The sequence below is a fragment of the Mesorhizobium sp. GbtcB19 genome, from assembly GCF_019091085.1.
In the GTDB taxonomy this organism is placed as follows: Bacteria; Pseudomonadota; Alphaproteobacteria; order Rhizobiales; family Rhizobiaceae; genus Mesorhizobium.
Map to the genome: position 1 here is coordinate 1 of NZ_JAGXJY010000015.1, position 24,437 is coordinate 24,437.

Genomic DNA, 24,437 nt, shown 5'->3' on the forward strand with positions numbered 1-24,437 from the left:
CAGCCACCGCATCAAGAAATGCGCATGGAACGACGACTACCTAATCCAGGCCCTGACCCATATGCGATAGCCCTGCCGTTTACGGGGAGAAGGTGCCCGAAGGGCGGATGAGGGGCGGCGCCAAGCTTGGTAACTATCGCACCCACAGCCTCTGAGGCCGAAAGCCAATCTCGATAACTCGGCGCTGCCCCTCATTGCCCTGCCGGGCATTTCTCCCCGTATAGTGACGGGGAGAAAGACGCTGTCACCGACGCCCCATCAAGCCCTCCCAGGCACAGTCCTGATCACAGTGCCCCACGGATCCTCGTGGCTCGTCCCTGCCGTCACATTGTCCGAGCGCATCTCTACCCAGGCGAGGCCTGAACGGGACGTGTCGCGGCGGCCGGCGCCGGCGCTCTGCCAGGCATTGGCGCCGATATGGTGGTGATAATGGCCGGAAGACAGGAACACCGCCTGGCCGCCATACTTGGCGACGGTGTCGAAGCCGAACTGGTCATGCCACCAGGTTTCCGCATCTTCCGGACGGCCGACGCGCAGATGGACATGGCCGACAATGGTGTTTTCCGGCGCGCCCTGCCAGCCGGCGTCACCGGCCGGCACGCTCGCTACCACCCCGGGCAGATTCAGCCGCTCGGTCGCCATGGCGATACGGTCGCCATTCCATTTCCAGTCCTGCGGCCGGCGGTCGGCATAGATCTCGATGCCGTTGCCTTCGGGATCGGTCAGGTAAAGCGCCTCGCTGACCAGGTGGTCGGAGGCGCCCTCGATGCCGATGCGGTTGGCGGCGGCGTGGCTGATCCAGCGGCCGAGATCGGCGCGCGACGGCAAAAGGAAAGCGGTATGGAAAAGCCCGGCGCTGCGCGGATCGTCGGGCTTGGCCGAAGCATCCTGCTCGAGCACCAGCAGCGGCCGGCTGGCGGCGCCAAGCGTGATCGCGCCGTCGGCGCGGCTCAGTTCCTGCAGGCCGACAACGGCGCGGTAATAGGCGGCCAGGCTCTCGGCATCACGCGCCTTCAACCCGACGCGCGACACGCTGACCGGGGTGGTCGCGGCAAAAGGCAATTCGCTCATCAAACTCTCCGTCCAGGCAGCGCCTCTCCCCGATATGGGATTTTCCAGGTCGCCAGTTATTGTTGTTTGTTCCCTCTCCAAATCGTCGATTGCGATCGTTCACACAAGACAGCAAGAATCGAACAGGTTGTTCACAATTGTGATCATCCCGATATTCCCGACGGGGTTGCAGGCGGGAAAGCCGCTCGCTACATCGGCGCCATGAAAGTCAAAGACGCAGATATTCTGATCGTTCCGGGCTACACCAATTCCGGTCCCGAGCACTGGCAGACCCGCTGGCAGTCGAAACTGTCGACGGCGCGCCGGGTTGAGCAGGCCGAATGGACGAAGCCGGTGCGCGAGGACTGGACGGCAAGCGTGGCGAACGCCGTCAACGAAGCCGAGCGGCCGGTCGTGCTCGTTGCCCATTCGCTTGGCGTCGCGGCGGCAGTGCAAGCCATCCCGCAATTCAAGAAGACGGTCGCCGGCGCCTTTTTCGTGGCGCCGCCCGACGTCTCCAATCCGGAAATCAGGCCGAAGCATCTGATGACCTTCGGCCCCTATTCGCGCGACCCGCTGCCCTTTCCGTCGGTCGTGATTGCCAGCCGCAACGATCCGTTCTGCGCCTTCGACGTCGCCGAGGACATTGCCGCCGCCTGGGGATCGCTGTTCATCGACGCCGGCGAGGCCGGTCACCTCAACCAGGACGCTGGATTCGGCCCCTGGCCGGAGGGCTCGATGACCTTCGCCAAGTTCCTGACGGAGCTGAAGCAGCCGTAAGGCTCGCCTCAAGAACCGATCGAATCCCGCATGCTCTTCAGCAGCGTCTTGGCGCCGAGCGAGATCAGCGTGTGGTCCGAGCCCATGGCGAGCAGCCGGTAGCCCATCGACACGACCCGGCCGGCAATGGCCGGCTCGATGACGTAGATCGCCGCATGCTTGCCGGCCTTGCGCGTCCGCTCGGCGATCGAGGCGACCGTCTCCATCATGCTTTCCAGCGTCGAATTGATGGTGGTGCCGTTCGACCAGGCGATCGAGAAATCCGACGGACCGACGAAGATGCCGTCGATGCCGGGCGTGTCCAAAATACCGTCGAGTGCCTCGAACGCCGCCCGCGTCTCGACCATCGCGAAAGCCATGGTGCGCTGGTTCGAATCGCGCAGCCATTCGGCGTGGTCGCCCTTGCCGTGGCGCGGAAAGGCGTAGGTCGGGCCCCAGGAGCGTTCGCCCAGCGGCGGATATTTCATCGCGGCGGCGAACTGCCTGGCATCGGCCACCGAATTCACCATCGGCGCGATCACCGCTTCGGCGCCGAAATCGAGCGCGCGGCTCGCCATGTCGAAGCGTCCGACCGGAATGCGCACCAGCGCCGGCTTGCTGGCGGCCAGCACCGGCACCAGCCCGCGCAGAACGCTGTCCTCGTGATGGCCGCCATGCTGCATGTCGAGGGTGACGGCGTCAAAACCCTGCTTGGCGATGATTTCGACCGTCAGCGCGTCCGGCACGCCCGACCAGGCGGTGAACAGCGTTTCGTCGGCGGTCAGACGGGACTTGAGCGACATCGGAACTTTCCTTGTTAACAATCCGCAGTTTCAGCCGGAAACGGCGGCGAGGCAAAGAAAAACCGCCCGGCTAGGTCGGGCGGTCGATTGGTCCAGTCAGAGCAATTCAAGGAAAAGTGTGTAACGGTTTTCCGTCCGGAATTGCGTAAAAACAAAGAGATAGAGCATGATGGCGAAAAGCGTGAAGCGGCTTTCGGACGACATCATGCTCATCCAGCCTCAGCTGTTCTTGATCTGCTCGATCGCCTGCGCCATCAATTCGTCCATGGTGCGGCGGATCTGATGGTCGGACTGGTTGACGCCGGCGGCATCGAAATCCTTGCGGATCTTGCGGAAGACGTCATGGTCGCCGGCTTCCTCGATATCGGAGACCACCACTTCCTTGGCATAGGCTTCGGCATCGGCGCCGGATTTGCCCAGCTTCTCGGCGGCCCACAGGCCGAGCGCCTTGTTGCGGCGGGCCGAGGCCTTGAAGCGAAGTTCCTCGTCGAAGGCGAATTTGCGCTCAAAGCCCTCTTCGCGGTCTTTCATGCTGCTCATGACGTCCCTCCGGTCAATCCGATTCGCGTTCGCGGTGAATATGTGTGATGGGCAAGCACAAATCAAAAGGCCGCGAGCCGGTCAATATGCTTCGTCGCATGCTGCGCTGCGGCATTTCGGTCCCGAAAGCGGTTGATTCGCCGGATTTCGCGATTGAGCAAACAAGGCGATTGCGATAACACCGGCATTGAACGCCACCGTCGCCATACTAATTTAGGCAGACGGACAGGAACTGGTCACTTGCCGCCTGCCCGCAGACCCAGAGAAAAAATCATATGAAAAATCGCCGCCGCATTTACGAAGGCAAGGCCAAGATCCTCTATGAAGGACCTGAGCCGGGGACGCTGATTCAGTTCTTCAAGGACGACGCCACCGCCTTCAACAAGAAGAAGCATGAAGTGGTCGATGGCAAGGGCGTGCTCAACAACCGCATTTCCGAGCACATCTTCAACCATTTGAACCGCATGGGCATCCCGACCCACTTCATCCGCCGGCTCAACATGCGCGAGCAGCTGATCAAGGAAGTCGAGATCATCCCGCTCGAGATCGTCGTGCGCAATGTCGCCGCCGGCTCGCTGTCCAAGCGCCTCGGCATCGAGGAAGGCACGGTGCTGCCGCGCTCGATCATCGAATTCTATTACAAGGCCGACGCGCTCGACGACCCGATGGTGTCGGAAGAGCACATCACCGCCTTCGGCTGGGCAAGCCCGCAGGAAATCGACGACATCATGGCTTTGGCCATCCGCGTCAACGACTTCCTTTCCGGCCTGTTCCTCGGCGTCGGCATCCAGCTCGTCGACTTCAAGATCGAGTGTGGCCGCCTGTTCGAGGGCGACATGATGCGCATCGTCGTCGCCGACGAGATTTCGCCGGATTCCTGCCGGCTGTGGGATGTCGCCACCCAGGACAAGCTCGACAAGGACCGCTTCCGCCGCGACATGGGCGGTCTGGTCGAGGCCTATCAGGAAGTTGCCCGCCGTCTCGGCATCATCAACGAGAACGAGCCGCCGCGCCCGACCGGCCCGGTGCTCGTCGCCTCCACCGAGTCGCCCAAGGGCCTGAAGCACTAGTTACTGCCGGGCCTGCCGGACAATGGCAGGCCCTTTCGCAAACGACCATCTGCCCAGGAGTATCGATGAAAGCCCGTATCACCGTGACCCTCAAGAACGGCGTTCTCGACCCGCAGGGCAAGGCGATCGAGCACGCGCTGTCGGGGCTGGGCTTCGACGGCGTCGGCCAAGTGCGCCAGGGGAAGGTCTTCGACATCGAGCTCACCGGAACCGACAAGGCCAAGGCCGAAACCGATCTCAAGGCGATGTGCGACAAGCTTCTGGCGAACACGGTGATTGAGAATTATAGTGTGACCCTTACCTGAGGTTGTGCCGGAGGCACTATGCCTGAAGTCACCAATGAGCTGATGTACGAACTTCTCAAGAAAATCCATTCACGAATGGATCGGCTTGAGAACGGTCTCGGCGAGGTCAGGCACGAGATTGTTGCTGTGAGGTTGCAGGCATTGGGCACCCAAACGGACATCAACAACATCTACGCGATAACCGGCCGTATCGACCAACGCCTTGAACGCATCGAGCAGCGACTGGAATTGCGCGAACTGGCCGAGGCCCAAAAGCCGTTTGAGCCGAAATAACGTCAACTCGGCATGCGGACTGAAACCATCTCACCATGCCGAACGACATCCATATCTCGAAATTCATGAGCCTTGTGCTCCGGCACGCGCCGGAGGAAGCTGGGCTTGCCCTAGACGAGAACGGCTGGGCCGATCTCGGCGCGCTCTGTGCGGTGATTGAGCGGAAATTCGGCGCCTCGCCCACCGATGTAGCACGTGTCGTGGCGGAAAACCCAAAGAAGCGGTTTGCCATTGAAGGCGATCGCATCCGCGCCGTGCAGGGCCACAGCGTCGACATCGACCTCGGACTCGCACCGAGCGTGCCGCCGGTTTTGCTCTATCACGGCACCAAGGAAGAGTTTCTTCCCGCAATCCTGCGTGAAGGCCTCACCAGCCAGTCGCGCCAGCATGTGCATCTGTCGAAGGATATCGAGACCGCCCGCATCGTGGCGCGGCGCCGCAAGGGAAAAGATGTTATCCTTCAGGTCGACTCGGCGGCCATGGCTGGGGATGGGCTGATTTTCTTTCTCTCCGACAATGGCGTCTGGTTGACCGATAGCGTTCCGCCCCGGTATCTGCGTGACATCAGCGAACGGGAACTGCCATGAAATCAGCCGTCGTCCTCCTGCCTGGCCTCAACCGCGACCGCGACATGATCGCGGCGCTGACCAAGATTTCCGGCCAGGCGCCGGTGACCGTCTGGCAGACCGACACCGAAATCCCCGATGTCGACCTCATCGCCATCCCCGGCGGCTTCTCCTTCGGCGATTATCTGCGCTGCGGCGCGATCGCGGCGCGCATGCCGGTGATGCGGGCGGTGGCCGAAAAGGCCGCCAAGGGCGTGACCGTCATCGGTGTCTGCAACGGTTTTCAGATCCTGGTCGAGGCGGGACTGCTGCCCGGAGCGCTGATGCGCAATGCATCGCTGAAATTCGTCTGCCGGCAGGTGAAGCTCCAGATCGCCAACGCCAACACCATGTTCACGCGCGGCTACCAGCCGGGGCAGGTCATCCGCTCGCCGGTGGCGCACCACGACGGCAACTATTTCGCCGATGCGGAAACGCTTGCCCGGCTCGAAGGCGAGGGCCAGGTGGTGTTCCGCTATGCTGACGGCACCAACCCCAACGGCTCGATCAACGACATCGCCGGCATCGTCAACGACAAGGGCAACGTGCTTGGCCTGATGCCGCACCCGGAAAACCTGATCGAGGCGGCGCATGGCGGCAATGACGGGCGGGCGCTGTTCGAAAGCGCGCTCGGCATCGCGGCTTGATCCTTTGACATCCTGATGCGGAACGCGGGGGCGGACTGACCATGAGACCGACGATTGCTCGCCTTGCTCTCCTGGCCGCCGCCGGGTTCGCTTTGGCTTCCTGCCAATCCAGCCCCAAGACTGCACCGGTGCCGTCGGGCAAAAGCGCCTCGCTGCTGGCTATGGAACAGGTCGCCATCGCGGCGCATAAATGCTGGATCGCCAGCAAGGATCCGGCCTTCAAGGCCTACCAGATGGCCAATGAGCTCAATTCCTACAGCGGCACGCCGCGCTTCCTGCTGGTACCCGCCAAGCATTATGGCGGCAAGCCGCTGCTGGTGGTGCAGGCGCAGGGCAATTCCAGCCGCGTCGACGTGTTCGGGCCGCTGATGAACGATCCACTAGGCGCGCGCATCGGCTCCGACATCGCCCGCTGGCAGGCCGGCAATCCGTCCTGCGCGGCTGCCGCCTGAGGTCGCCATGGGCCGGTTCCTGCAAATGGCGGGGCTGGTTATCGGGCTTGTCGGGCTCGTCCTGCAGTTTGCGATCACCATTCCGGCGTCGATGGCGGCGGGGCGCAGCCTGCTTGGCTCGATCGTCTTTCTCTTCAGCTTCTTCACCATCCTGACCAACATCGCTGCGGTGATGGTGCATGCTTCGCTGCTGTCACCCGCCGGCTATGCCTGGTTCCCGGCCTTCGCCGGCAGCCGCATGCGCGCCGGCGTCGCGGTCGCCATCACGCTGGTCTTCATCGTCTATGCGACCGTGCTGGCGGGCCTTTGGCAACCGCAGGGCCTGTTCCTGCTTTGCGACATCCTGCTCCACTACATCACGCCGTTTATTTTCGTCGTGTGGTGGCTCATCGCGGGCGCCGACGGCAGCACGCGCTGGCGCGATATCTCCTGGTGGATGATCTATCCGCTCGCCTACCTCGCCTATGCGCTGATACGCGCCCCATTCGCCGGCGAAGTGCCCTACCCGTTCCTTGACGTCGCCAGGAACGGCGCGGCCAGCGTCGCCGTTTCGGCCCTGGCCGTCACCGCGCTGTTCATCGGATTGAGCGTGCTTGCCGTGCTCATCGATCACGGCATCGGCCGATTGCGGGGAAAGCCCGCAGCCCGGATTGCACCGGGCCGACGCTAAGAGCAATTCCAGGAAACGTGTGAGCGGTTTTCCGCCAGGAATTGCGTCAAAACAAAGAGATAGAGCGGTTCGCCGTTTCAGTGAAACGGTGAAACGCTCTAGGTCGTCATCCGATAGAGATCACTCCCAGAAGGCCCTGATGCCTTCGCGATGGGCATCGCAGCGCGAGACACCGATATCCTTGAGCTGCTCGTCGGTCATCTCCAGCAGCGCGAGGCGGCCGCGCCGACGCTGCAGCATGCGGTCGATCTGCCTTGCGAGAGAACGGAGCACGACCAACACGCGACCGACGAAGCCGCGCTGAGTCAGCGGATCGGCCTGTGCGCCAAAAGCCGGGGCTGCGTAGCGAATTGTCTCAATTGTATCCATTGTCGTTCTGCCTTGTCTCGATTGTACCTTATCAATCGCGGGCTCGATATGGATTGACTCATCGCGCGTTGCAATATAGAAAATTGTCACCATGACAAATTGGCTCCCTGACCTTTCCAATGGCTCCGGCCCTCTCTATCAGCGCCTTGCTGACAGCATTGAGTCAGATATCGACAAGGGCGTCATCGATGCCGGTGCAAAACTGCCGCCGCAGCGCGATCTCGCCTATGACATCGGCACGACCGTCGGCACCGTAGGCCGCGCCTATCAGCTGCTGCGCGAACGCGGCCTGGTGAGCGGCGAGGTCGGCCGCGGCACCTATGTGCTCTCCCAGCGCGCCGAGACCCCGAAACCCGATGTCGAACCAGGCCTGCAGGGCACGCGCCCCATCGATGCGCCGAGTGGCAAGCTGCGCTTCGACAGCACCGCGGCCCCCGATGTCGGCCAGGGCGCGGTGATTGCGGAGATCCTGGCCCGCACGGCGCAGGAGCACCCGCACGACATTTCGAGCTACACGCGTGATTTTCCCGAACGCTGGTACGAGGCGGGCAGCCGCTGGCTGGCGCGCAATTCCTTCCGCCCCTCCCCCGATTCAATAGTTCCGACGCTTGGCACCCATGCCGCGGTCATGGCGGCGATCGCGGCCCTGACCATGCCCGGCGATTACGTGGTCTTCGAGCACCTGACCTACTCGCAGATCGCGCGCAGCGCCGGGCTGATCGGGCGCCGCATCGCGCTGGTTTCGACTGACGATAACGGCATCGACCCGGACGATTTCGAGCGCGTCTGCGCCCAGAAACATCCAAAAGTGATGTTCCTGATGCCGACCGCGAAGAATCCGACGCTGGTGACGCTGTCGGCCGAGCGCCGGCAGGCGATCGCGCAAATTGCGCGCGAATACAATGTCGCGCTGATCGAGGACGATCTTTACGGCGAACTCACTGACGACCCCACACCGCTGCTCGCCGAATATGCCCCCGAGCGCACGATCGTCGCCGGCGGCTTGTCCAAATCTGTCGCCGCCGGCGTGCGCGGCGGCTGGCTTTCCTGTCCGCCGTCCTATCGCCATCGCATCCGCGTCGCCCACAAGATGATGACCGGCGGCCTGCCCTTCCTGCTGGCCGAGGTCGGCACAAGGCTGGTGATGTCGGGCCAGGCGACCGAAATCCGCAAGCGCTGCATTGGAGAGATCAGGACTCGTCTCGCCATCGTGCGCGACGTTCTGGCGGGATTCGACCTCAGGACAAGGGATAACGTGCCCTTCATCTGGCTGACCCTGCCGGACCCGTGGCTGTCCGGCACCTTCAAGAACGCCTGCCTGGCGCAGGGCGTGCTCATCGACGACGAGGACGAGTTCAAGGCCGGCCGCTCCGAGCAGGTCTTTCACGGCGTGCGCTTCGGCGTATCGCAACCACGGCAAAGCAAGGATGTCGCCGGCGGCGTCGCCGTCATCCGCCGCCTGCTCGACGAAGGCCGCGCCGGCTACGACAGCTTTTCCTGATCGACCTTGCATGCCCCAGACCGTAAGCCATCACCGGCAGGGGCAGTTTTCCGGCGTTTTTCGTCATCCAGTGGGGTGTATCGCGCGAAAGCTTGCGATAAGAGGGGGACTCGAAAACTCCCCTTCCCACGGACAAAAATCGCCGCTCATGACCATTTCCAATTCCGTGCCGATCACCCCTGAGCTCGTCGCCGCGCACGGGCTGAAGCCCGACGAATACCAGCGCATTCTCGACCTGGTCGGCCGCGAGCCAAGCTTCACCGAGCTCGGCATCTTCTCGGCGATGTGGAACGAGCACTGCTCCTACAAGTCTTCCAAGAAATGGCTGCGCACGCTGCCGACCAGCGGCCCGCAGGTGATCCAGGGGCCAGGCGAGAATGCCGGCGTGGTCGATATCGGCGACGGCGACTGCGTGGTCTTCAAGATGGAGAGCCATAACCACCCGTCCTACATCGAACCCTATCAGGGCGCGGCGACCGGCGTCGGCGGCATCCTGCGTGACGTCTTCACCATGGGTGCGCGGCCGGTTGCGGCGATGAACGCGCTGCGCTTCGGAGCGCCGGACCACCCCAAGACCCGCCATCTGGTCGCCGGCGTGGTTTCGGGCGTCGGCGGCTATGGCAATTCCTTCGGCGTGCCGACGGTCGGCGGCGAGGTCAATTTCGACGCCCGCTACAACGGCAACATCCTGGTCAACGCCTTCGCGGCGGGCCTTGCCAAGACCAACGCCATCTTCCTGTCGGAGGCCAAGGGCGTCGGCCTGCCGGTGGTCTATCTCGGCGCCAAGACCGGGCGCGACGGCGTCGGCGGCGCCACCATGGCCTCGGCCGAGTTCGACGACAAGATCGAGGAGAAACGCCCGACCGTGCAGGTCGGCGACCCCTTCACCGAAAAATGCCTGTTGGAGGCCTGCCTCGAGCTGATGGCTTCCGGCGCCGTCATCGCCATCCAGGACATGGGTGCGGCAGGCCTCACCTGCTCGGCGGTCGAGATGGGCGCCAAGGGCGATCTCGGCATCGAACTGGACCTCGACAAGGTGCCGGTGCGCGAGGAGCGCATGAGCGCCTATGAGATGATGCTGTCGGAAAGCCAGGAGCGCATGCTCATGGTGCTGCGCCCCGAGAAGGAAGAGGAAGCCGAGGCGATCTTCGGCAAATGGGGCCTCGACTTCGCCATCGTCGGCAAGACCACCGACGATTTGCGTTTCCGCGTCATCCATCAGGGCGACGAGGTCGCCAATTTGCCGATCAAGGAATTGGGCGACCAGGCGCCGGAATATGACCGCCCCTGGGTCGAGGCGAAGAAGCCGACGCCGCTTGCCGCGAACGATGCTCCGAAGGCCGATGTCGCCGACGCGCTGCTGAAAATGCTCGGCGGGCCGGACCTCTCCTCGCGCCGCTGGGTGTGGGAGCAGTATGACACGCTGATCCAGGGCAATTCGCTGCAGCTTCCCGGCGGCGATGCCGGCGTCGTGCGCGTCGAAGGCCACCCGACCAAGGCGCTCGCCTTCTCCTCCGACGTCACCCCGCGCTATTGCGAGGCCGATCCTTACGAAGGCGGCAAGCAGGCCGTCGCCGAGTGCTGGCGCAACCTGACGGCCACCGGGGCGCTGCCGCTGGCCGCCACAGACAACCTCAATTTCGGCAATCCGGAGCGGCCCGAGATCATGGGCCAGTTCGTCGGCGCGGTGAAAGGCATCGGCGATGCCTGCCGGGCGCTCGGCTTCCCGATCGTTTCGGGCAATGTTTCGCTCTACAACGAAACCAATGGCCGCGGCATCCTGCCGACACCGACCATCGGCGGCGTCGGGCTGATTGCCGACTGGTCGAAGATGGCGAAGATCGGCTTTGCCGCCGAGAATCAGATGATCGTGCTGGTCGGCGCGCCGCCGAGCTGGGGCAGCCATCTCGGCCAGTCCGTCTATATGCGCGACATCCATGGCCGTGCGGACGGTCCGCCGCCGCCGGTCGATCTCGCGCATGAGAAGCGCGCCGGCGACCATGTGCGTGCGCTGATCGCTTCGGGCATCGTGACCGCCGCCCACGACGTCTCCGACGGCGGCCTCGCGGTTGCGCTTGCCGAAATGGCGATGGCCTCCGGCATCGGCGCCACCATTCCGGGGCTAACCGGCACCGACCCGATCCCGGTCTGGTTCGGCGAGGACCAGGGCCGCTACCTGCTGACGCTGTCGATCGACCCGCAGAGCGGCGAATGGGACAGGATTCGCGAGGAGCAGGGCAAGCTCGGCATCTTCGCGCCCTGGATCGGCACCACTGGCGGCAGCGCGCTGAAACTCGGCGATGCGCGTGCGATCCCGGTCAGCGAATTGACCGCGGCGCATGAAGGCTGGTTCCCGCGCTTCATGGATCAGGCCAGTTGACCAGGCTGACTGCCAGGGCGCTGATTGCAGTCGTCTTCTGGCCTTCGCTGTTCTTCTTCTGGTTCCTCGGCCCGTTCGTCCTGTTCCTGCTGTCGACGACCTCGAGCGAGGTCTGTCCACGGCTGGAGACCCGCGCAGAGTTCCTGGCGGCTGCCAACGGCACGCTGCCGATGCTCATCGCACAGAACCTGATCTACGCGGTTCCGATCGTCTGCCTGATGCTGTGGAACAGGCTTTCCCTGGAGCCCGCGCGGGCACGGCACATCGCGACATGCATCAAGCTCTTCGCCGCCGCCGCGGTGATCGGGGCGGTGTGGGAATATGGCTCGTCCTTGACCTGCGACGGCTACGGTCAGGCCTTCTTCTCAACCGCGTGGCAGATGACGAGTTATCTTCCGGTCGTCGTCCTGCTGATCAACATCCCGCTCTACGTCCTGGTCTTCAGCCTCGGCCGCGCCTATTCAACGCGCGATGACATCACGGAAGACGGCGTGGTTCATTCGAGCCAAGATAACCCATAGGGCTTCATCACCCGACGGAACGGCTTCAATCCGGGCCGGAAAGGCTTTAGGCTCAGCCCGAGTCACGTAGCCTGCCCGCTTGAAACAGGATTTTGCCATGGCAATGGATGCCCACGACATCGAAAAACTGATCAAGGAAGGCATTCCGGACGCCAAGGTGACGATCCGCGATCTGGCCGGCGACGGCGACCATTACGCCGCCGAGGTCGTTGCCGAAAGCTTCCGCGGCAAAAGCCGCGTCCAGCAGCATCAGATGGTCTACAACGCCTTGAAGGGCAATATGGGCGGCGTGCTGCATGCGCTGGCGCTACAGACCAGCATTCCCGACTGAGCGCTGTCGCCGCCGCTCCGGCTTGGCCCAAAATCGCGTTATCCCTTGCGCCATTGGAGTAGCGTCGCGGCTAACGTCTTGTTTCAGCCACCCTATGGGTTTATTTGAAGGACATGCTTCGAGCCTGACTCCCACAGGCGTGAAAGGATCGTCCATGACCGGCATCAACGACTACATCGACAATGAAGTGAAGAGCAACGACGTCGTGCTCTTCATGAAGGGCACTCCCGGCTTTCCGCAATGCGGCTTCTCCGGTCAGGTGGTGCAGATCCTCGACTATATCGGGGCCGACTACAAAGGCGTGAACGTGCTCGACTCGGCCGAACTGCGCCAGGGCATCAAGGATTATTCCAACTGGCCGACGATCCCGCAGCTCTATGTGAAGGGCGAATTCGTCGGCGGTTGCGATATCGTGCGCGAAATGTTCCAGGCTGGCGAGTTGCAGGACTTCCTGGTCGAAAAAGGTGTCAGCGTCAAAGGCGCCGCCTGATTTTCAATTTTTTGCTCGTCGGCGCGGAGGCAAACCCTCCGACCGGCAAGCATCCCCGGGGCCGCCCCCACCTCGGCAATTATGAACCCGCATCTCGGGGATGAAACGAACCAGCGCGCCGGCCAGCCGGCGCTTGTTCGTTTGAAAGATCGGACTTTGCCGTGGACAAGCAGGTAGAAGCGTCGCAACGGGCAAGCAGCTTGCCCATTCCGCGCTGGGAATTCATTGCGCTTTGTGCGGCGCTGATGGCGCTCAATTCCTTGGCCATCGACATTATGCTGCCGGCGCTGCAGCAGATCGGCGCCTCGCTTGGTGTCGAAAACGAAAACCACCGCCAATACGTCATCACCGCCTATATTCTCGGCTTCGGCACCGGACAGCTTTTCTTCGGCCCGATCTCCGATCGTTTCGGCCGCCGCGCGCCGCTGGTCGCCGGCCTGATCATCTATGTCGCGGCCGTTGCCGCCGCCGCTGTCGCGCCCACCTTTGCCATCCTGCTCGCCTGCCGTACCGTGCAAGGCATCGGCGCCGCCGCGACCCGCGTGATCGCCGTCTCGATCGTGCGCGACACATTCGAGGGCCGTCGCATGGCCGAGGTGATGTCGCTGATCTTCATGGTGTTCATGGCGATCCCGGTCGTCGCGCCCGGCATCGGCCAGTTCATCATGCTGTTCGCCACCTGGCACTGGATCTTCGTCACCATGGCCATCGGCGCGCTGATCGTGTCGGCGTGGTCGCTGCTGCGCCTGCCGGAAACGCTGCATCCGGAGTACCGCCGGCCGCTGACCCTCAACGCGGTCGTCGGCGGCTTCCGCATCGTGCTCACCAACCGCGTCGCGGTCTGCTACGCGTTTGCCAGCACCTTCATCTTCGGCGCCATGTTCGGCTTCATCAATTCCGCGCAGCAGATCTATCTCGATGTCTTCCATGTCGGCGAGCTGTTCCCGCTGATCTTTGCCGGTGTCGCCGGCGTGCTCGCCTTCTCCAATTTCCTCAACGCGCGCCTTGTCGGGCGTATCGGCATGCGCCGCCTGTCGCAAAGCGCGCTGCTGCTCTTCCTCGCCATCAGCCTGATATGGCTCGTCGTCTCGCTGGAGATGCAGATGCCGCTCTGGCTGTTCATCACCTTCTTCGCAGGCGCGATGGTGCCCTTCGGCTGTCTCGGCGCGAATTTCAACGCGCTGGCGATGGAGCCGCTCGGCGCGCTCGCCGGCACCGCGTCATCGATCCTCGGCTTCATGCAGACCTTTCTCGGTGGCATCCTCGGCACGCTGATCGGCCAGGCCTATAACGGCACGGTCACACCCCTGGCCGCCGGCTTCTGCAGTGTCTCGGTCGCCGCTTTGCTGATGATCCTGGTCGCCGAAGGCGGACGGCTGTTCCAGCCGCACAATCCGCCGGTCTGATGCATGTCGCCCAAAAGTGCGCAGCGGTTTTGGGAGAACGACTTGCATCAAAACAAAGACTTAAAGCGCGTCGCCTGAACCCATTTCAGCGCGACGCGCTTTAAGCCCCAAGCAGCACCGTCCGATCAGGATCTGCCTTCGTCTGCCGCCGCAAAGAGCGGGGACAACATGCGCCCCGCGATCGCGCCACCCATGCTATCGGTGAAAGGCACCGGCAGGGCCTTATCGAGCGCCTCGAGGACTGAAGCCACAAAGGCTCTGTTCAAACCGTCGTCCGGCCCGAGCTTGGAGACAGTGGCGCGGGGCTTGCCGATAAGCGTTCCGTCGCGGCGAAGCGAAAACCGCAATGTCAGCGACAGGCCGCCGGTCCCCGGTGGCGGCTGCCAGCAAGCGTAAATGGCATCGAACATCGCCGCTATGGTGTTGACCGGGTCGCGGCTGCCGCAGGCGCGCTGCTGCGCCCAGGCCTCCACGCAACTCGCGTTCACGAAGACGGCGCACGCAAGGGCGGCCATCGCATGGCGGAAGTTCATGTGCATCCCCCCGGACCTTCGATGAAGCCACGGATCGTGGTCGACCTGCCGGGCTTCACCAGCGAGCCTATCCTAATGCATGTCGCGCAAAAGTGTGCAGCGGTTTTGCGACAACGACATGCAGAAAAACAAAGGCCTGAAGCGCGTCGTCTGAATCCGGTTCAGCACGACGCGCTTTAATCGGCCCAGAGCTCGCGGCGCAACTCGTTCCAGCTTTCTCTGTCCGGTGCCACAAGCAGACCGCCGTCGATATGCGATGGCAGATAGGCGCTGCCGTCGACGCGAGCGGCATGGCCGCCAGCTTCCTGATGGATCAACGCGCCCGCCAGATGATCCCAGGGCATCAGCTTGTTGTAGAGGACGAAATGGGCATGGCCGCTGGCCAGCAGCCGGTATTCATGCGCGGCGCAGCGATAGGCGAATTGCGACAGCGTTTTGGTCTGGTTGCGGGCGAGCCGCGAGCGTTCGGGCTCCGCGAGAAACTGCCAGGACACCGAGCCGGTCATCTGCGACATCGGCACCGGCGCCGCCACACGTACCTTCTCCAGCGCGCCATGCGCATGGCGGATATGGCTGCCGGCGCCCTTGGCGCCGATCAGCCAGTCCTTGCCGACCGGATCGTGGATAATGCCCGCGACGGTCTCGCCATTGACGACGACGCCGGCCATGACGCCGAACAGCGGCACGCCGGAGGCAAAGTTGAAAGTCCCGTCGACTGGATCGATGACGAAGGCAAGCTCAGCGTCGCCAAGGCCACTGAGCAGCGCCGGATTGTCGGAGCAGGCCTCCTCGCCGACCACCATGGCGTCGGGATAGCGCTCGCGCAGCCGGGCGGTGATCAGCCGCTCGGCATTGACGTCCGCCTCGGTCACGAGGTCCGCGGCCGAGGTTTTCTGGCGGACGTCGCCCTCGCCCAGCCGGCGGAAACGCGGCATGATTTCTGCCCTGGCGGCATCGGCGAGAAGCTCGGCCAGCCAGTCGATCGAACGGTAGTCAAATTTCATCGGAAATGTCTCATTCTGGGTTGGCGTCGAGCCCCGCGAAGTCGAACAGCTTCCTGTCCAGGAGGTGCGAGGGCCGCACATTGGTCATGGCGCGGATCATCGTATCCTTGCGGCCCGGCATGCGCTTCTCGATATCGTCGAGCATCGCCTTCATGGCGTTGCGCTGCAGCCCTTCCTGGCTGCCGCAGAGGTCGCATGGAATGATCGGGAATTTCATCGCGTTGGCGAACTTTTCGAGATCGGCCTCGGCGCTATAGGCGAGCGGCCGCAACACCATGACGTCGCCCTCGTCATTGAGAAGCTTCGGCGGCATCGCGGCGAGACGCCCGCCGTGGAACAGGTTCATGAAGAAGGTCTCGAGAATGTCCTCGCGGTGATGGCCAAGCACCAGCGCCGAACACCCCTCCTCCCGCGCGATGCGATAAAGATGGCCGCGCCGCAGCCGCGAGCAGAGCGAGCAATAGGTGCTGCCTTCGGGCAATTTGTCGGTCACCACCGAATAGGTGTCCTGGTACTCGATGCGGTGCGCGATGCCGTTGGCGTTGAGATAGTCGGGCAGGATGTGCTTTGGGAAATTCGGCTGGCCCTGGTCGAGATTGCAGGCGAGCAGTTCGACCGGCAGCAGGCCGCGCCATTTGAGGTCGAGCAAAAGCGCCAGCAGGCCGTAGGAATCCTTGCCACCGGAAAGCGCGACCAGCCAGCGTTCGCCGGGCTTCACCATGGCGAAATCCTCGATCGCCTGGCGCGTCAGCCGAAGCAGCCGCTTGCGCAGCTTGTTGAACTCGACCGAGGACGGCACGTCGCGGAACAGCGGATGGAAGCCGCCCTCGGCGTCATCGTCGATCGGCGAGAGGGTTTTGACATCTGGCAGCATATTCATGGCGCCGGCCCCACGGTTCTGTTGGCGCCCGGCTTAACGGACATAGCGACCAAAGAAAAGGCCGCCTCGAGAGGCGGCCTTGGATGTTGCGGCTGATCGAAATCGATCAGCGCGAGTAGAATTCGACGACCAGGTTCGGTTCCATCTGCACGGCGAACGGAACGTCCGACAGGCCGGGAACGCGCGCGAAGGTCGCAACCATCTTGTTGTGGTCGGCTTCGATGTAGTCCGGCACGTCGCGCTCGGCGAGAGCGACCGATTCCAGAACGATGACGAGCTGCTTCGATTTCTCGCGCACCTCGATCACGTCGCCCGGCTTGCAGCGATACGAACCGATGTTGGTGCGCTTGCCGTTGACGTTGACATGGCCGTGGTTGACGAACTGGCGGGCGGCGAAGATGGTCGGGACGAACTTGGCGCGGTAGACGATCGCGTCGAGGCGCGATTCGAGCAGGCCGATCAGGTTCTCGGAGGTGTCGCCCTTGCGGCGGTCGGCCTCTTCATAGACCTTGCGGAATTGCTTTTCCGAAACGTCGCCGTAGTGACCCTTCAGCTTCTGCTTGGCGCGCAGCTGCAGGCCGAAGTCGGAAAGCTTGCCCTTGCGGCGCTGGCCGTGCTGGCCGGGGCCGTATTCACGCTTGTTGACCGGGGACTTCGGGCGGCCCCAGATGTTTTCGCCGAGACGGCGGTCAATCTTGTATTTCGCGGATTCGCGCTTGCTCATCGCATTCCCTTTCAAAACAACATACCCGGAACCCCATGGCTCCGGGCGAAGGAAACGCGCCCTCCTCTGGCCTCCGTTTTCGAGACCTGACAGGGTTTTCCACGCAAAGCGACGGAAAACCCACGGGACACGTCAAAAGAAACCACCGGGCGTCGCCACCCGGTGTTGGTGGGCCTGTTAAACACAGATTTAACCGCTGTCAAGCTTGTGGCTGGCGACGCTGAGAGCAACCCTATACCATTCCCGCGTTGCACACAGTGCTGGACGTGGCGGAAAGTTGCACGCCGGCGGCATCGGGGCGAATGCGGCGTCTTCGGACGCAAACGCCCTGCATTTGATGAAGGGACCGGAGCAGAGGAGTCCGAAATTCGATGAAGAAGTTCTTCCTTACCCTGACCGGCGCCGCCGTGCTGGCCGGATCGATGGCGGTCATGACGCCTGAACCGGCCATGGCCAGGCATTGGCATGGCCACAAGCAGGTGTGCCGGGCCGTGGTGAAGAAAAGAGTCGTCTGGCGCCACGGCCACCGCCACGTCGTCCGCTACAAGACCAAGCACTGCTGGTGGCGCAGCTAGGTTATTTTGCAGCAAGAAATTGATAGAGGCCCGCCGCCGACGCCGCGGGCCTTTTCGTTCGACCTCGCGATCTACGACTTCTTCGCCGGCAGGCCCTTGCGCTTGGTCTCGGCGAACTCCTCGAGCTGCTTCTCGCTCATCGAGTCGTACATCTCGCGGGAAGCGCCTTTGAGTTCGCTTTTCTTGGTTTCTCCGCGCTTGGCGGAAAGTGCTGCGCCGGCGGCCTTTTGCTGGGCTTGCGAGGTGGCGGGCATGGCGGTTTCTCCTTTGCTGGAGAGCAATTCCAGGAAAAGTGTGAAACGGTTTTCCGTCCGGAATTGCGTCAATCAGATATCGTAGAAACGCCGCGCCTCAGTGCCAGTTCCAGGGACCGCAACTCAGTTTTCTCGGCCTCCCGGTATCGGCCGTCAGACGGCCGGCTTTGGCGATTCTGGTTGGCAGCCTTCCCGTGTCTGGAACGCCAGTGTAGGACGGTTGCATGAAATCGCTGACCGATCCCTCACAGGCGCTTGCCGCCGGCCTCGCGAAAATCCGCACCGAATTCCACGTGCCGGATGGATTTCCGCCCGACGTAGTGGCGGCAGCCGAGGCGGCGGCCAAGGGTGTGCCCAGCCAGCATGCCGATCGCACGGCGATGCCTTTCGTCACACTCGATCCGGCGAGTTCCACCGATCTCGACCAGGCCTTCTCGATCGAGGCAAGCGGCAGCGATCTTCTCTTGCACTACGCCATTGCCGACGTGGCCTGGTTCGTCGAGGACGGTGACGCGGTCGATCTCGAAGCCTGGAACCGGGGCCAGACGCTTTATTTGCCCGACGGCAAGGCCGGGCTTTACCCGCCGGTGCTAGCCGAGGCCGCGGCGAGCCTGTTGCCTGACGGCCCGCGCCCCTCAGTCATCTTCACGGTTCGGGTCGCCGGGGACGGTGCGGTCAAGTTGGACGGCGCGGAGCGGGCCATCATCCAAAGCCGATCGAAGCTTGCCTATGACAGCGTGCAGGCCTCGGATGTTCCGGCCGGCTTCGCCGAATTGGCGCGACGCATGGCGGCAAACGAAGAGCGCCGCGGCGCTTCGCGCGTCGACCCGCCGGAGCAGGAGGTGGAAGAGCTCGCCGACGGCACGTTTCGGCTTTCGTTCAGACCGCTGCTGCAATCCGAGCAGGACAATGCAGCACTTTCGCTGGCCGCCAATATGGCGATTGCCGACGCCATGCTGGCGCACAAGACCGGCCTGTTCCGGGTGATGTCCGGGCCGGACGCTTCCAAGGTGCAGCGACTGCGCAACGCGGCACAGGCGCTCGGCCTGTCCTGGCCAGCCTCCACCGGGCTGCGCGACTATCAGCGCACGCTCGATCCGTCCGATCCGAAACAGGCGGCGCTGATGCTGGAAATCCGCCGTGCGGGCAATGGCGCGTCCTACCAGCCCTATCAAGAGGGCGCTGTCCCCTGGCACGAGGCGATGGCCGCCACCTATGCCCACGCCACCGCGCCGCTCAGGCGGCTGGCCGACCGCTACGTCGTGCGCTGCGCGCTGGCAATCGCCAACGGCCAGCCCGTGCCGCAGGCCGTGACAGACGCGTTCACCAAATTGCCGAAGGTGATGGGGCGTTCGGATGCCCGCGCTTCGCAGATCAACCACGCGGCCATCGACCTTGCCGAGGCAGTAATGCTCAAGGGACACGAGGGTGAGACGTTCAAGGCCGTCGTCACCGACATCGTCGATCATGGCGTGCGCGTGCAGCTTGCCGACATGCCTGTCGTCGCCAACGTCAAGGCTTCCGGACTCAGGCAGGGCGACGATCTCGAGCTGAAGCTGGTCTCGGCCGATCCTGATCAGCGCAGCATCGTCTTCGAACCTGCTGCGTCAGCTTGAGCACTAAGGTACGGTAAGGCCAAACCCCTGGATCAGGCGCCTGGTGGCGAAATCCACCTTGCCCGAGGTGAAGACGGCAAGATCGGGCTCGTTTTCGCCCGACGTCTCCCCGACAGGTTCGAGCAGCGACATGGCGCGCCGCGCGATCGCCTCGGCCGGATCGATCCAGTCGACCGGCCAGGGCGCGGTCTTGCGCATACGGTTGGCGAGAAACGGGTAATGCGTGCAGGCAAGCACGACGATGTCGGTGCGGTTGCCCTCGCGCTCGATGAAGCAGGGCGCGATTTCGGCGCCTACGGCTTCCTCATCGACGAAGCCCTGGCGCATATAGATCTCGGCGAGCCCCGCCAGGCGGTCGCTGCCGACCAGGCGCACATGGCATTTCTGCGCCCATTTGCTGATCAGGTCGCGCGTGTACTGGCGCTTCACCGTGCCCGGCGTCGCCAGCACGGAAACGAGGCCGGATCGCGTGCGCTCGGCGGCCGGCTTGATCGCCGGCACGGTGCCGACGAACGGATGTCCAGGGAATTTCTCGCGTAGCGCCTCGATCACCAGGGTCGAAGCGGTGTTGCAGGCAATGACCGAGATCGCCGGCTGAAGCCGGTCGAGCAGCTTGCCGAACAGCGTAAGGATGTGGTCCTTGAGTGCCGGTTCCTCCCAGGCGCCGTAAGGAAATGCCGAGTCGTCGGCGACATAGACGAAGCGGCGGTCGGGCATCAGCACGCGCGCCTCGCGCAGCACGGTCAGCCCGCCAACGCCGGAATCGAACATCAGGATCGGGCGTTGGCTTGATCGATCGCTCATTGTCATCCGGTCTTTAGAAACGGCAGGTCCGTGATTGGACCGAAGGCGCTTCTATCGCGAATGATCTTGGTCTTGAAGAGGCGAATGCGAGCAGCTTTTGCGCAGCCGTCTCCTGGACCCGCTCATACGCCGCGCTTGCCGAAGCCGGCCGGGCGCGGCCTGCCGAAGGGCTGCGGCGCGGGTGGGACGCGAGCGGTTGAAGCAGCGATGGCAGCGCGCGGGGTTGCCGGCACGGCAGTGCGTGCAGTGCGTGTCGATGCCGGCAGCGGACCGTCGAACTCGAAGACATCCGTCAGTTCATCGATGTTGCTGCCCGCGACGGGCTTCGCCCACAGGATCGTGCACCAAAGGCCGAATATCGAAAGCCCAAGCAGGTTCAGCCCGCCGGGAATGCTCTCGGGATCGCCGAATTTGACGACCAAAAGCACGCCCGCCTGCAGAAGGGCGTAGACGGCCGAAAGGGCGATGTAAGCCCATAGGATCCAGCGGCGCCCGTTGGCGTCGCGGGTGCGGCAAGCGGCGAGGTTGCCGCGCAGCGCGACAAAGATGAGGGAAGCGACGAGGACCGCGCCCGCCATGCCCTGACGCGACGGACCGGGTGCCGAATTGAGCAGCCCTTCGAAGCCGATCGCGCTGACAATGCAGATGACGATCACCACAGTCTCGGCCACCGCAAGGCCGAGCGAGTAAAGGAAAAAGCGCAGTCGGCCAATATTGGACGTAAACATGTGCCACCCCCACTATTGCAGCAAGGATGACGCGCAACCGAATAAAATTCGGTTACTTCAAATGCTCATAGCTTACTGATTTTAACTTTCTTCGTCTTTGGCGCGACTGCGCGCGGCGGCCGGCAAACGCCTCGGATCATCCCCGGGCGAGCCGTCGCCGCGCGGCATGGCCGGCGAGAACCGGTCGAGCGACGAGATGATGCCGCGCAGCACCTTGAGCTCCGGCTCGGCAAAGCCCGCGCGCGTCAGCACGGCGCGCAGATTGTCGACCATCTTCGGTTTCTTCTCTTCCGGGCGGAAATAACCTCGCACCTCAAGGGCATTTTCTAAGTACGCGAACAGGCTGTGCAACTGTTCTTTCGTCGCCGGCGCCAGCTCCGGGCCTGAAAAGTTGGTCTGGGTTTCGTCGGCGAGGCCGGACTTCATCCACTCATAGGACATGAGCAGCACCGCCTGCGCGATGTTGAGCGAGGAGAAGCCCGGATCGACCGGAAAGGTGACGATCTCGTCGGCGAGCCCGACCTCATCGTTGTAAAGGCCGAAGCGTTCGCGGCCGAACAGGATGCCGGTGCGCAGTCCGGCTTCGGCGCGTGTCCTGAGCGCCCTGCCCGCTTCCACCGGGCCACGCACCGGCTTGAAGCCGTCGCGCTCGCGCGCCGTCGTGGCAAAGACGAAGTTGAGATCGGCGACCGCGGAGGCCAGGTCGTCGAAGACCTTGGTGGCGTCGATGACATGGTCGGCGCGGCTGGCGGCGGCGCGCGCCTTCTCGCTCGGCCAGCCGTCGCGCGGATTGACGAGCCTGAGCTCGGACAAGCCGAAATTCGCCATCGCCCGCGCGACCATGCCGATGTTCTCGCCGAGCTGCGGCTCGACCAGGATGATCGCCGGTCCGGCGGAAGCGATCTTGGTTGTATCTTCGATGGCTGGCATGGGCTCTGGGTAACCGGTGTTTGCGGCGTTTCGGCGTCCCCTGCCACATCCGGTCCGGAAAATGAAGCATTCACAACAGCGGCACCTCGCCCGCCAAGGCGCGGATCGCGGTTTGCGCGCTGAAAAAGCCTTTGATATACGCTCCCGCATCCCCGGCCGAAACCATGCGGGCAAGGCCGTTCAGATCCCCCAGCAACGAGGCATTCTTTCCATGGCGAAGATCAAGGTGGCGAACCCGGTCGTCGAACTCGACGGCGACGAGATGACCCGCATCATCTGGCAGTTCATCAAGGACAAGCTGGTCCACCCCTATCTCGACCTGAAGCTTGAATATTACGACCTCGGCATCGAGCACCGCGACGCCACCAACGACCAGGTCACGATCGACTCGGCCAACGCCATCAAGAAATGGGGCGTCGGCGTGAAGTGCGCGACCATCACCCCCGACGAGCAGCGCGTCGAGGAATTCAAGCTGAAGAAGATGTGGAAGTCGCCCAACGGCACCATCCGCAACATCCTCGGCGGCACCATCTTCCGCGAACCGATCATCATGAAGAACGTGCCGCGCCTGGTGCCCGGCTGGACCAAGCCGATCATCGTCGGTCGTCACGCCTTCGGCGACCAGTACCGCGCCACCGACTTCCGCTTCCCCGGCAAAGGCAAGCTGACGATCAAGTTCGTCGGCGAGGACGGCCAGGTGATCGAGCACGACGTGTTCGACGCGCCCTCCGCCGGCGTCGCCATGGCCATGTACAATCTGGATGAATCGATCCGCGAGTTCGCCCGCGCCTCGCTGAATTACGGCCTGCTGCGCAACTATCCGGTCTATCTGTCGACCAAGAACACCATCCTCAAGGCCTATGACGGCCGCTTCAAGGACATTTTCCAGGAAGTCTACGAGAAGGAGTTCGAGGCCGAATTCAAGGCGCGGAAGCTCTGGTACGAGCACCGCCTGATCGACGACATGGTGGCCTCCAGCCTGAAATGGTCGGGCGGTTACGTCTGGGCCTGCAAGAACTATGACGGCGACGTGCAGTCCGACACGGTGGCGCAAGGCTTTGGTTCGCTCGGCCTGATGACCTCCGTGCTGATGACGCCGGACGGCAAGACGGTGGAAGCGGAGGCCGCGCATGGCACCGTGACCCGCCACTATCGCCAGCATCAGAAGGGCGAGGAAACCTCGACCAATTCGATCGCTTCGATCTTCGCCTGGACGCGTGGCCTCGCCCATCGCGCCAAGCTCGACGACAATGCCGAGCTGAAGCGCTTCGCCGAAACGCTGGAAAAAGTCTGCATCCAGACCGTCGAGGCCGGCTTCATGACCAAGGACCTGTCGCTGCTGATCGGCCCCGACCAGCCCTGGCTCTCGACCACCGGCTTCCTCGACAAGATCGACGAGAACCTCCAGAAGGCGATGGGGTAAAACCAAATTCCGGTAATGTCGAAGGCTCCGAAAGGAGCCTTCGTTTTTTCCAGGGTAAGCAAAAGAGCTGATCGATGGCTAGGCCAACTCTCTACGGCGCCGACTACAGCGTCTATGTGCGCATCGCGCGGATGGCGTTGCAGGAGAAGGGCGTCGACTATGAGCTCGTGCCGCTCGACATCTTCGCCGCCGAAGGCATTCCGGCCTGGTATCTGGACCTTCACCCGTTCGGCCGCATCCCGGCCTTCGAGCATGACGGCTTTCGCCTGTTCGAGACCGGCGCCATCGCGCGATATGTCGACGAAGCCTTTGCCGGCCCGGCCCTGCAGCCTGCCGACGCCCTCGGCTGCGCCAGGATGGGCCAGATCATCGGCATGCTCGACGCCTATGGCTACCGCGCCATGGTCTGGGACGTTGCGGTAGAGCGGCTCGAAAAGACGCCGCCGGATGAGGCGCTGATCGCCAGCGGCCTCGCTCAGGCCGGGACGGTGCTCAAGGTGTTGACGTCGCTGAAGGCAAAAGGGCCGTGGCTGCTCGGCGACCAGCTGACGCTGGCCGACCTGCACGCCGCGCCGATCATCGCCTATTTCGTCAAGGTCACGCAAGGGCGCGATCTGTTGGCGCGGTTCGCTGATATCTGGGAATGGTATGAGCGCGTCGCTGCTCAGCCGAGTTTTGTGCGAACCGAGAAGGTCGACTAATTCGAGAGAACTTCCGAGCGTCGGCGCTGCCCCTCATTGCCCTGCCGGGCATTTCTCCCCGTAAACGGGGAGAAAGAGGCGGTTGCAACGCCG

Annotated in this window: 30 protein-coding genes; 18 read left to right on the forward strand and 12 right to left on the reverse strand. The window is 63.3% G+C overall.

The window, feature by feature from the left end:
* Positions 1 to 258 precede the first annotated feature (258 nt).
* Positions 259 to 1,071 (reverse strand): VOC family protein, encoded by an 813-nt coding sequence (locus KVT37_RS22645; protein ID WP_217577186.1) that lies wholly within the window; start codon positions 1,069 to 1,071, stop codon positions 259 to 261.
* Between the two features lie 201 nt (positions 1,072 to 1,272).
* On the opposite strand from KVT37_RS22645, the gene KVT37_RS22650 reads away from it, so the two are divergent.
* Positions 1,273 to 1,830: an alpha/beta hydrolase gene (locus KVT37_RS22650; protein ID WP_217577188.1), complete on the forward strand. Its 558-nt coding sequence runs from the start codon at positions 1,273 to 1,275 to the stop codon at positions 1,828 to 1,830.
* Positions 1,831 to 1,838: 8 nt separating this feature from the next.
* Here KVT37_RS22650 and KVT37_RS22655 read toward each other — a convergent pair whose 3' ends face one another.
* Both KVT37_RS22655 and KVT37_RS22660 read right to left on the reverse strand, forming a co-directional pair.
* A complete protein-coding gene (locus KVT37_RS22655; RefSeq protein WP_217577190.1) occupies positions 1,839 to 2,612 on the reverse strand; it encodes an HpcH/HpaI aldolase/citrate lyase family protein in 774 nt (257 codons plus the stop codon).
* A 219-nt stretch (positions 2,613 to 2,831) separates the two neighbouring features.
* The gene (locus KVT37_RS22660; RefSeq protein WP_217577192.1) at positions 2,832 to 3,152 is read right to left on the reverse strand and encodes a DUF1476 domain-containing protein; all 321 of its coding nucleotides are present in this window, start codon (positions 3,150 to 3,152) and stop codon (positions 2,832 to 2,834) included.
* Between the two features lie 275 nt (positions 3,153 to 3,427).
* On the opposite strand from KVT37_RS22660, the gene purC reads away from it, so the two are divergent.
* From purC to KVT37_RS22695, 7 genes are all read left to right on the forward strand, one after another.
* The gene (gene purC / locus KVT37_RS22665) at positions 3,428 to 4,222 is read left to right on the forward strand and encodes a phosphoribosylaminoimidazolesuccinocarboxamide synthase (protein WP_217577194.1); all 795 of its coding nucleotides are present in this window, start codon (positions 3,428 to 3,430) and stop codon (positions 4,220 to 4,222) included.
* Between the two features lie 65 nt (positions 4,223 to 4,287).
* The gene (purS, locus tag KVT37_RS22670) at positions 4,288 to 4,527 is read left to right on the forward strand and encodes a phosphoribosylformylglycinamidine synthase subunit PurS (protein WP_217577196.1); all 240 of its coding nucleotides are present in this window, start codon (positions 4,288 to 4,290) and stop codon (positions 4,525 to 4,527) included.
* Positions 4,528 to 4,545: 18 nt separating this feature from the next.
* Complete coding sequence (locus KVT37_RS22675; protein WP_217577197.1) at positions 4,546 to 4,800, forward strand: hypothetical protein; 255 nt, start codon at positions 4,546 to 4,548, stop codon at positions 4,798 to 4,800.
* A gap of 35 nt (positions 4,801 to 4,835) precedes the next feature.
* Positions 4,836 to 5,387, forward strand: coding sequence for an RNA 2'-phosphotransferase (locus KVT37_RS22680; RefSeq protein WP_217577199.1), 552 nt, complete (start codon positions 4,836 to 4,838; stop codon positions 5,385 to 5,387).
* On the forward strand, positions 5,384 to 6,052 hold the full coding sequence (gene purQ, locus KVT37_RS22685; protein WP_217577201.1) for a phosphoribosylformylglycinamidine synthase subunit PurQ: 669 nt from the start codon (positions 5,384 to 5,386) through the stop codon (positions 6,050 to 6,052). Before KVT37_RS22680 ends, purQ begins: the two co-directional genes overlap by 4 nt.
* Before the next feature lie 41 nt (positions 6,053 to 6,093).
* The gene (locus tag KVT37_RS22690; protein ID WP_217577203.1) at positions 6,094 to 6,504 is read left to right on the forward strand and encodes a hypothetical protein; all 411 of its coding nucleotides are present in this window, start codon (positions 6,094 to 6,096) and stop codon (positions 6,502 to 6,504) included.
* 7 nt (positions 6,505 to 6,511) lie between these two features.
* Positions 6,512 to 7,174, forward strand: a complete 663-nt coding sequence (locus KVT37_RS22695) for a Pr6Pr family membrane protein (protein WP_217577205.1) — start codon at positions 6,512 to 6,514, stop codon at positions 7,172 to 7,174.
* A 120-nt stretch (positions 7,175 to 7,294) separates the two neighbouring features.
* Here KVT37_RS22695 and KVT37_RS22700 read toward each other — a convergent pair whose 3' ends face one another.
* Entirely contained in the window at positions 7,295 to 7,543 is a 249-nt protein-coding gene (locus KVT37_RS22700) for a DUF1127 domain-containing protein (RefSeq protein ID WP_217577399.1), read from the reverse strand.
* A 91-nt stretch (positions 7,544 to 7,634) separates the two neighbouring features.
* On the opposite strand from KVT37_RS22700, the gene KVT37_RS22705 reads away from it, so the two are divergent.
* The 6 genes from KVT37_RS22705 (at position 7,635) to KVT37_RS22730 (ending at position 14,172) form a co-directional block, all read left to right on the forward strand.
* Positions 7,635 to 9,044: a PLP-dependent aminotransferase family protein gene (locus tag KVT37_RS22705; protein ID WP_217577207.1), complete on the forward strand. Its 1,410-nt coding sequence runs from the start codon at positions 7,635 to 7,637 to the stop codon at positions 9,042 to 9,044.
* Between the two features lie 148 nt (positions 9,045 to 9,192).
* A complete protein-coding gene (gene purL, locus KVT37_RS22710) occupies positions 9,193 to 11,424 on the forward strand; it encodes a phosphoribosylformylglycinamidine synthase subunit PurL (protein ID WP_217577209.1) in 2,232 nt (743 codons plus the stop codon).
* On the forward strand, positions 11,421 to 11,945 hold the full coding sequence (locus KVT37_RS22715) for a hypothetical protein (RefSeq protein WP_217577211.1): 525 nt from the start codon (positions 11,421 to 11,423) through the stop codon (positions 11,943 to 11,945). Before purL ends, KVT37_RS22715 begins: the two co-directional genes overlap by 4 nt.
* 97 nt (positions 11,946 to 12,042) lie before the next feature.
* Positions 12,043 to 12,276 (forward strand): BolA/IbaG family iron-sulfur metabolism protein, encoded by a 234-nt coding sequence (locus KVT37_RS22720; protein ID WP_112098545.1) that lies wholly within the window; start codon positions 12,043 to 12,045, stop codon positions 12,274 to 12,276.
* Positions 12,277 to 12,430: 154 nt separating this feature from the next.
* Complete coding sequence (grxD, locus tag KVT37_RS22725; RefSeq protein WP_059185116.1) at positions 12,431 to 12,766, forward strand: Grx4 family monothiol glutaredoxin; 336 nt, start codon at positions 12,431 to 12,433, stop codon at positions 12,764 to 12,766.
* Between the two features lie 161 nt (positions 12,767 to 12,927).
* Positions 12,928 to 14,172, forward strand: a complete 1,245-nt coding sequence (locus KVT37_RS22730; RefSeq protein ID WP_308642728.1) for a multidrug effflux MFS transporter — start codon at positions 12,928 to 12,930, stop codon at positions 14,170 to 14,172.
* A gap of 125 nt (positions 14,173 to 14,297) precedes the next feature.
* Here KVT37_RS22730 and KVT37_RS22735 read toward each other — a convergent pair whose 3' ends face one another.
* The 4 genes from KVT37_RS22735 to rpsD all read right to left on the reverse strand — a co-directional run bounded on the left by KVT37_RS22735 (position 14,298) and on the right by rpsD (position 17,313).
* Positions 14,298 to 14,705: a cell envelope integrity protein TolA gene (locus KVT37_RS22735; RefSeq protein WP_217577213.1), complete on the reverse strand. Its 408-nt coding sequence runs from the start codon at positions 14,703 to 14,705 to the stop codon at positions 14,298 to 14,300.
* A 176-nt stretch (positions 14,706 to 14,881) separates the two neighbouring features.
* On the reverse strand, positions 14,882 to 15,709 hold the full coding sequence (locus KVT37_RS22740; protein ID WP_217577214.1) for an inositol monophosphatase family protein: 828 nt from the start codon (positions 15,707 to 15,709) through the stop codon (positions 14,882 to 14,884).
* 10 nt (positions 15,710 to 15,719) lie between these two features.
* Complete coding sequence (gene ttcA / locus KVT37_RS22745) at positions 15,720 to 16,583, reverse strand: tRNA 2-thiocytidine(32) synthetase TtcA (RefSeq protein WP_217577401.1); 864 nt, start codon at positions 16,581 to 16,583, stop codon at positions 15,720 to 15,722.
* Between the two features lie 112 nt (positions 16,584 to 16,695).
* On the reverse strand, positions 16,696 to 17,313 hold the full coding sequence (gene rpsD, locus KVT37_RS22750; protein WP_217577216.1) for a 30S ribosomal protein S4: 618 nt from the start codon (positions 17,311 to 17,313) through the stop codon (positions 16,696 to 16,698).
* A gap of 371 nt (positions 17,314 to 17,684) precedes the next feature.
* On the opposite strand from rpsD, the gene KVT37_RS22755 reads away from it, so the two are divergent.
* Entirely contained in the window at positions 17,685 to 17,888 is a 204-nt protein-coding gene (locus KVT37_RS22755) for a hypothetical protein (RefSeq protein WP_217577219.1), read from the forward strand.
* Positions 17,889 to 17,959: 71 nt separating this feature from the next.
* Here KVT37_RS22755 and KVT37_RS22760 read toward each other — a convergent pair whose 3' ends face one another.
* The gene (locus KVT37_RS22760; protein WP_217577221.1) at positions 17,960 to 18,142 is read right to left on the reverse strand and encodes a DUF3008 family protein; all 183 of its coding nucleotides are present in this window, start codon (positions 18,140 to 18,142) and stop codon (positions 17,960 to 17,962) included.
* Between the two features lie 224 nt (positions 18,143 to 18,366).
* Between KVT37_RS22760 and KVT37_RS22765 the strand changes: the two genes are divergently transcribed.
* Positions 18,367 to 19,758, forward strand: a complete 1,392-nt coding sequence (locus KVT37_RS22765) for an RNB domain-containing ribonuclease (RefSeq protein WP_217577223.1) — start codon at positions 18,367 to 18,369, stop codon at positions 19,756 to 19,758.
* 3 nt (positions 19,759 to 19,761) lie between these two features.
* On the opposite strand, the gene murI is transcribed toward KVT37_RS22765, so the two are convergent.
* From murI to KVT37_RS22780, 3 genes are all read right to left on the reverse strand, one after another.
* Positions 19,762 to 20,562 (reverse strand): glutamate racemase, encoded by an 801-nt coding sequence (murI, locus tag KVT37_RS22770; protein ID WP_217577224.1) that lies wholly within the window; start codon positions 20,560 to 20,562, stop codon positions 19,762 to 19,764.
* A gap of 122 nt (positions 20,563 to 20,684) precedes the next feature.
* Entirely contained in the window at positions 20,685 to 21,290 is a 606-nt protein-coding gene (locus KVT37_RS22775) for a hypothetical protein (RefSeq protein WP_217577226.1), read from the reverse strand.
* An 81-nt stretch (positions 21,291 to 21,371) separates the two neighbouring features.
* Positions 21,372 to 22,220, reverse strand: coding sequence for an RNA methyltransferase (locus KVT37_RS22780; RefSeq protein WP_217577228.1), 849 nt, complete (start codon positions 22,218 to 22,220; stop codon positions 21,372 to 21,374).
* Between the two features lie 211 nt (positions 22,221 to 22,431).
* Here KVT37_RS22780 and KVT37_RS22785 point away from each other — a divergent pair, with 211 nt between their 5' ends.
* Positions 22,432 to 23,643: an NADP-dependent isocitrate dehydrogenase gene (locus tag KVT37_RS22785; RefSeq protein WP_217577230.1), complete on the forward strand. Its 1,212-nt coding sequence runs from the start codon at positions 22,432 to 22,434 to the stop codon at positions 23,641 to 23,643.
* Between the two features lie 74 nt (positions 23,644 to 23,717).
* Entirely contained in the window at positions 23,718 to 24,344 is a 627-nt protein-coding gene (locus KVT37_RS22790) for a glutathione S-transferase family protein (protein WP_217577232.1), read from the forward strand.
* Positions 24,345 to 24,437 lie beyond the last annotated feature (93 nt).

What these genes read in the sequence shown, in the direction of transcription:
- KVT37_RS22645 (WP_217577186.1), bottom strand. Translation starts at nt 1,071, where the DNA reads ATGAGCGAATTGCCTTTTGCCGCGACCACCCCGGTCAGCGTGTCGCGC.
- KVT37_RS22650 (WP_217577188.1), top strand. Translation starts at nt 1,273, where the DNA reads ATGAAAGTCAAAGACGCAGATATTCTGATCGTTCCGGGCTACACCAAT.
- KVT37_RS22655 (WP_217577190.1), bottom strand. Translation starts at nt 2,612, where the DNA reads ATGTCGCTCAAGTCCCGTCTGACCGCCGACGAAACGCTGTTCACCGCC.
- KVT37_RS22660 (WP_217577192.1), bottom strand. Translation starts at nt 3,152, where the DNA reads ATGAGCAGCATGAAAGACCGCGAAGAGGGCTTTGAGCGCAAATTCGCC.
- purC (WP_217577194.1), top strand. Translation starts at nt 3,428, where the DNA reads ATGAAAAATCGCCGCCGCATTTACGAAGGCAAGGCCAAGATCCTCTAT.
- purS (WP_217577196.1), top strand. Translation starts at nt 4,288, where the DNA reads ATGAAAGCCCGTATCACCGTGACCCTCAAGAACGGCGTTCTCGACCCG.
- KVT37_RS22675 (WP_217577197.1), top strand. Translation starts at nt 4,546, where the DNA reads ATGCCTGAAGTCACCAATGAGCTGATGTACGAACTTCTCAAGAAAATC.
- KVT37_RS22680 (WP_217577199.1), top strand. Translation starts at nt 4,836, where the DNA reads ATGCCGAACGACATCCATATCTCGAAATTCATGAGCCTTGTGCTCCGG.
- purQ (WP_217577201.1), top strand. Translation starts at nt 5,384, where the DNA reads ATGAAATCAGCCGTCGTCCTCCTGCCTGGCCTCAACCGCGACCGCGAC.
- KVT37_RS22690 (WP_217577203.1), top strand. Translation starts at nt 6,094, where the DNA reads ATGAGACCGACGATTGCTCGCCTTGCTCTCCTGGCCGCCGCCGGGTTC.
- KVT37_RS22695 (WP_217577205.1), top strand. Translation starts at nt 6,512, where the DNA reads ATGGGCCGGTTCCTGCAAATGGCGGGGCTGGTTATCGGGCTTGTCGGG.
- KVT37_RS22700 (WP_217577399.1), bottom strand. Translation starts at nt 7,543, where the DNA reads ATGGATACAATTGAGACAATTCGCTACGCAGCCCCGGCTTTTGGCGCA.
- KVT37_RS22705 (WP_217577207.1), top strand. Translation starts at nt 7,635, where the DNA reads ATGACAAATTGGCTCCCTGACCTTTCCAATGGCTCCGGCCCTCTCTAT.
- purL (WP_217577209.1), top strand. Translation starts at nt 9,193, where the DNA reads ATGACCATTTCCAATTCCGTGCCGATCACCCCTGAGCTCGTCGCCGCG.
- KVT37_RS22720 (WP_112098545.1), top strand. Translation starts at nt 12,043, where the DNA reads ATGGCAATGGATGCCCACGACATCGAAAAACTGATCAAGGAAGGCATT.
- grxD (WP_059185116.1), top strand. Translation starts at nt 12,431, where the DNA reads ATGACCGGCATCAACGACTACATCGACAATGAAGTGAAGAGCAACGAC.
- KVT37_RS22735 (WP_217577213.1), bottom strand. Translation starts at nt 14,705, where the DNA reads ATGAACTTCCGCCATGCGATGGCCGCCCTTGCGTGCGCCGTCTTCGTG.
- KVT37_RS22740 (WP_217577214.1), bottom strand. Translation starts at nt 15,709, where the DNA reads ATGAAATTTGACTACCGTTCGATCGACTGGCTGGCCGAGCTTCTCGCC.
- ttcA (WP_217577401.1), bottom strand. Translation starts at nt 16,583, where the DNA reads ATGCTGCCAGATGTCAAAACCCTCTCGCCGATCGACGATGACGCCGAG.
- rpsD (WP_217577216.1), bottom strand. Translation starts at nt 17,313, where the DNA reads ATGAGCAAGCGCGAATCCGCGAAATACAAGATTGACCGCCGTCTCGGC.
- KVT37_RS22755 (WP_217577219.1), top strand. Translation starts at nt 17,685, where the DNA reads ATGAAGAAGTTCTTCCTTACCCTGACCGGCGCCGCCGTGCTGGCCGGA.
- KVT37_RS22760 (WP_217577221.1), bottom strand. Translation starts at nt 18,142, where the DNA reads ATGCCCGCCACCTCGCAAGCCCAGCAAAAGGCCGCCGGCGCAGCACTT.
- KVT37_RS22765 (WP_217577223.1), top strand. Translation starts at nt 18,367, where the DNA reads ATGAAATCGCTGACCGATCCCTCACAGGCGCTTGCCGCCGGCCTCGCG.
- murI (WP_217577224.1), bottom strand. Translation starts at nt 20,562, where the DNA reads ATGAGCGATCGATCAAGCCAACGCCCGATCCTGATGTTCGATTCCGGC.
- KVT37_RS22775 (WP_217577226.1), bottom strand. Translation starts at nt 21,290, where the DNA reads ATGTTTACGTCCAATATTGGCCGACTGCGCTTTTTCCTTTACTCGCTC.
- KVT37_RS22780 (WP_217577228.1), bottom strand. Translation starts at nt 22,220, where the DNA reads ATGCCAGCCATCGAAGATACAACCAAGATCGCTTCCGCCGGACCGGCG.
- KVT37_RS22785 (WP_217577230.1), top strand. Translation starts at nt 22,432, where the DNA reads ATGGCGAAGATCAAGGTGGCGAACCCGGTCGTCGAACTCGACGGCGAC.
- KVT37_RS22790 (WP_217577232.1), top strand. Translation starts at nt 23,718, where the DNA reads ATGGCTAGGCCAACTCTCTACGGCGCCGACTACAGCGTCTATGTGCGC.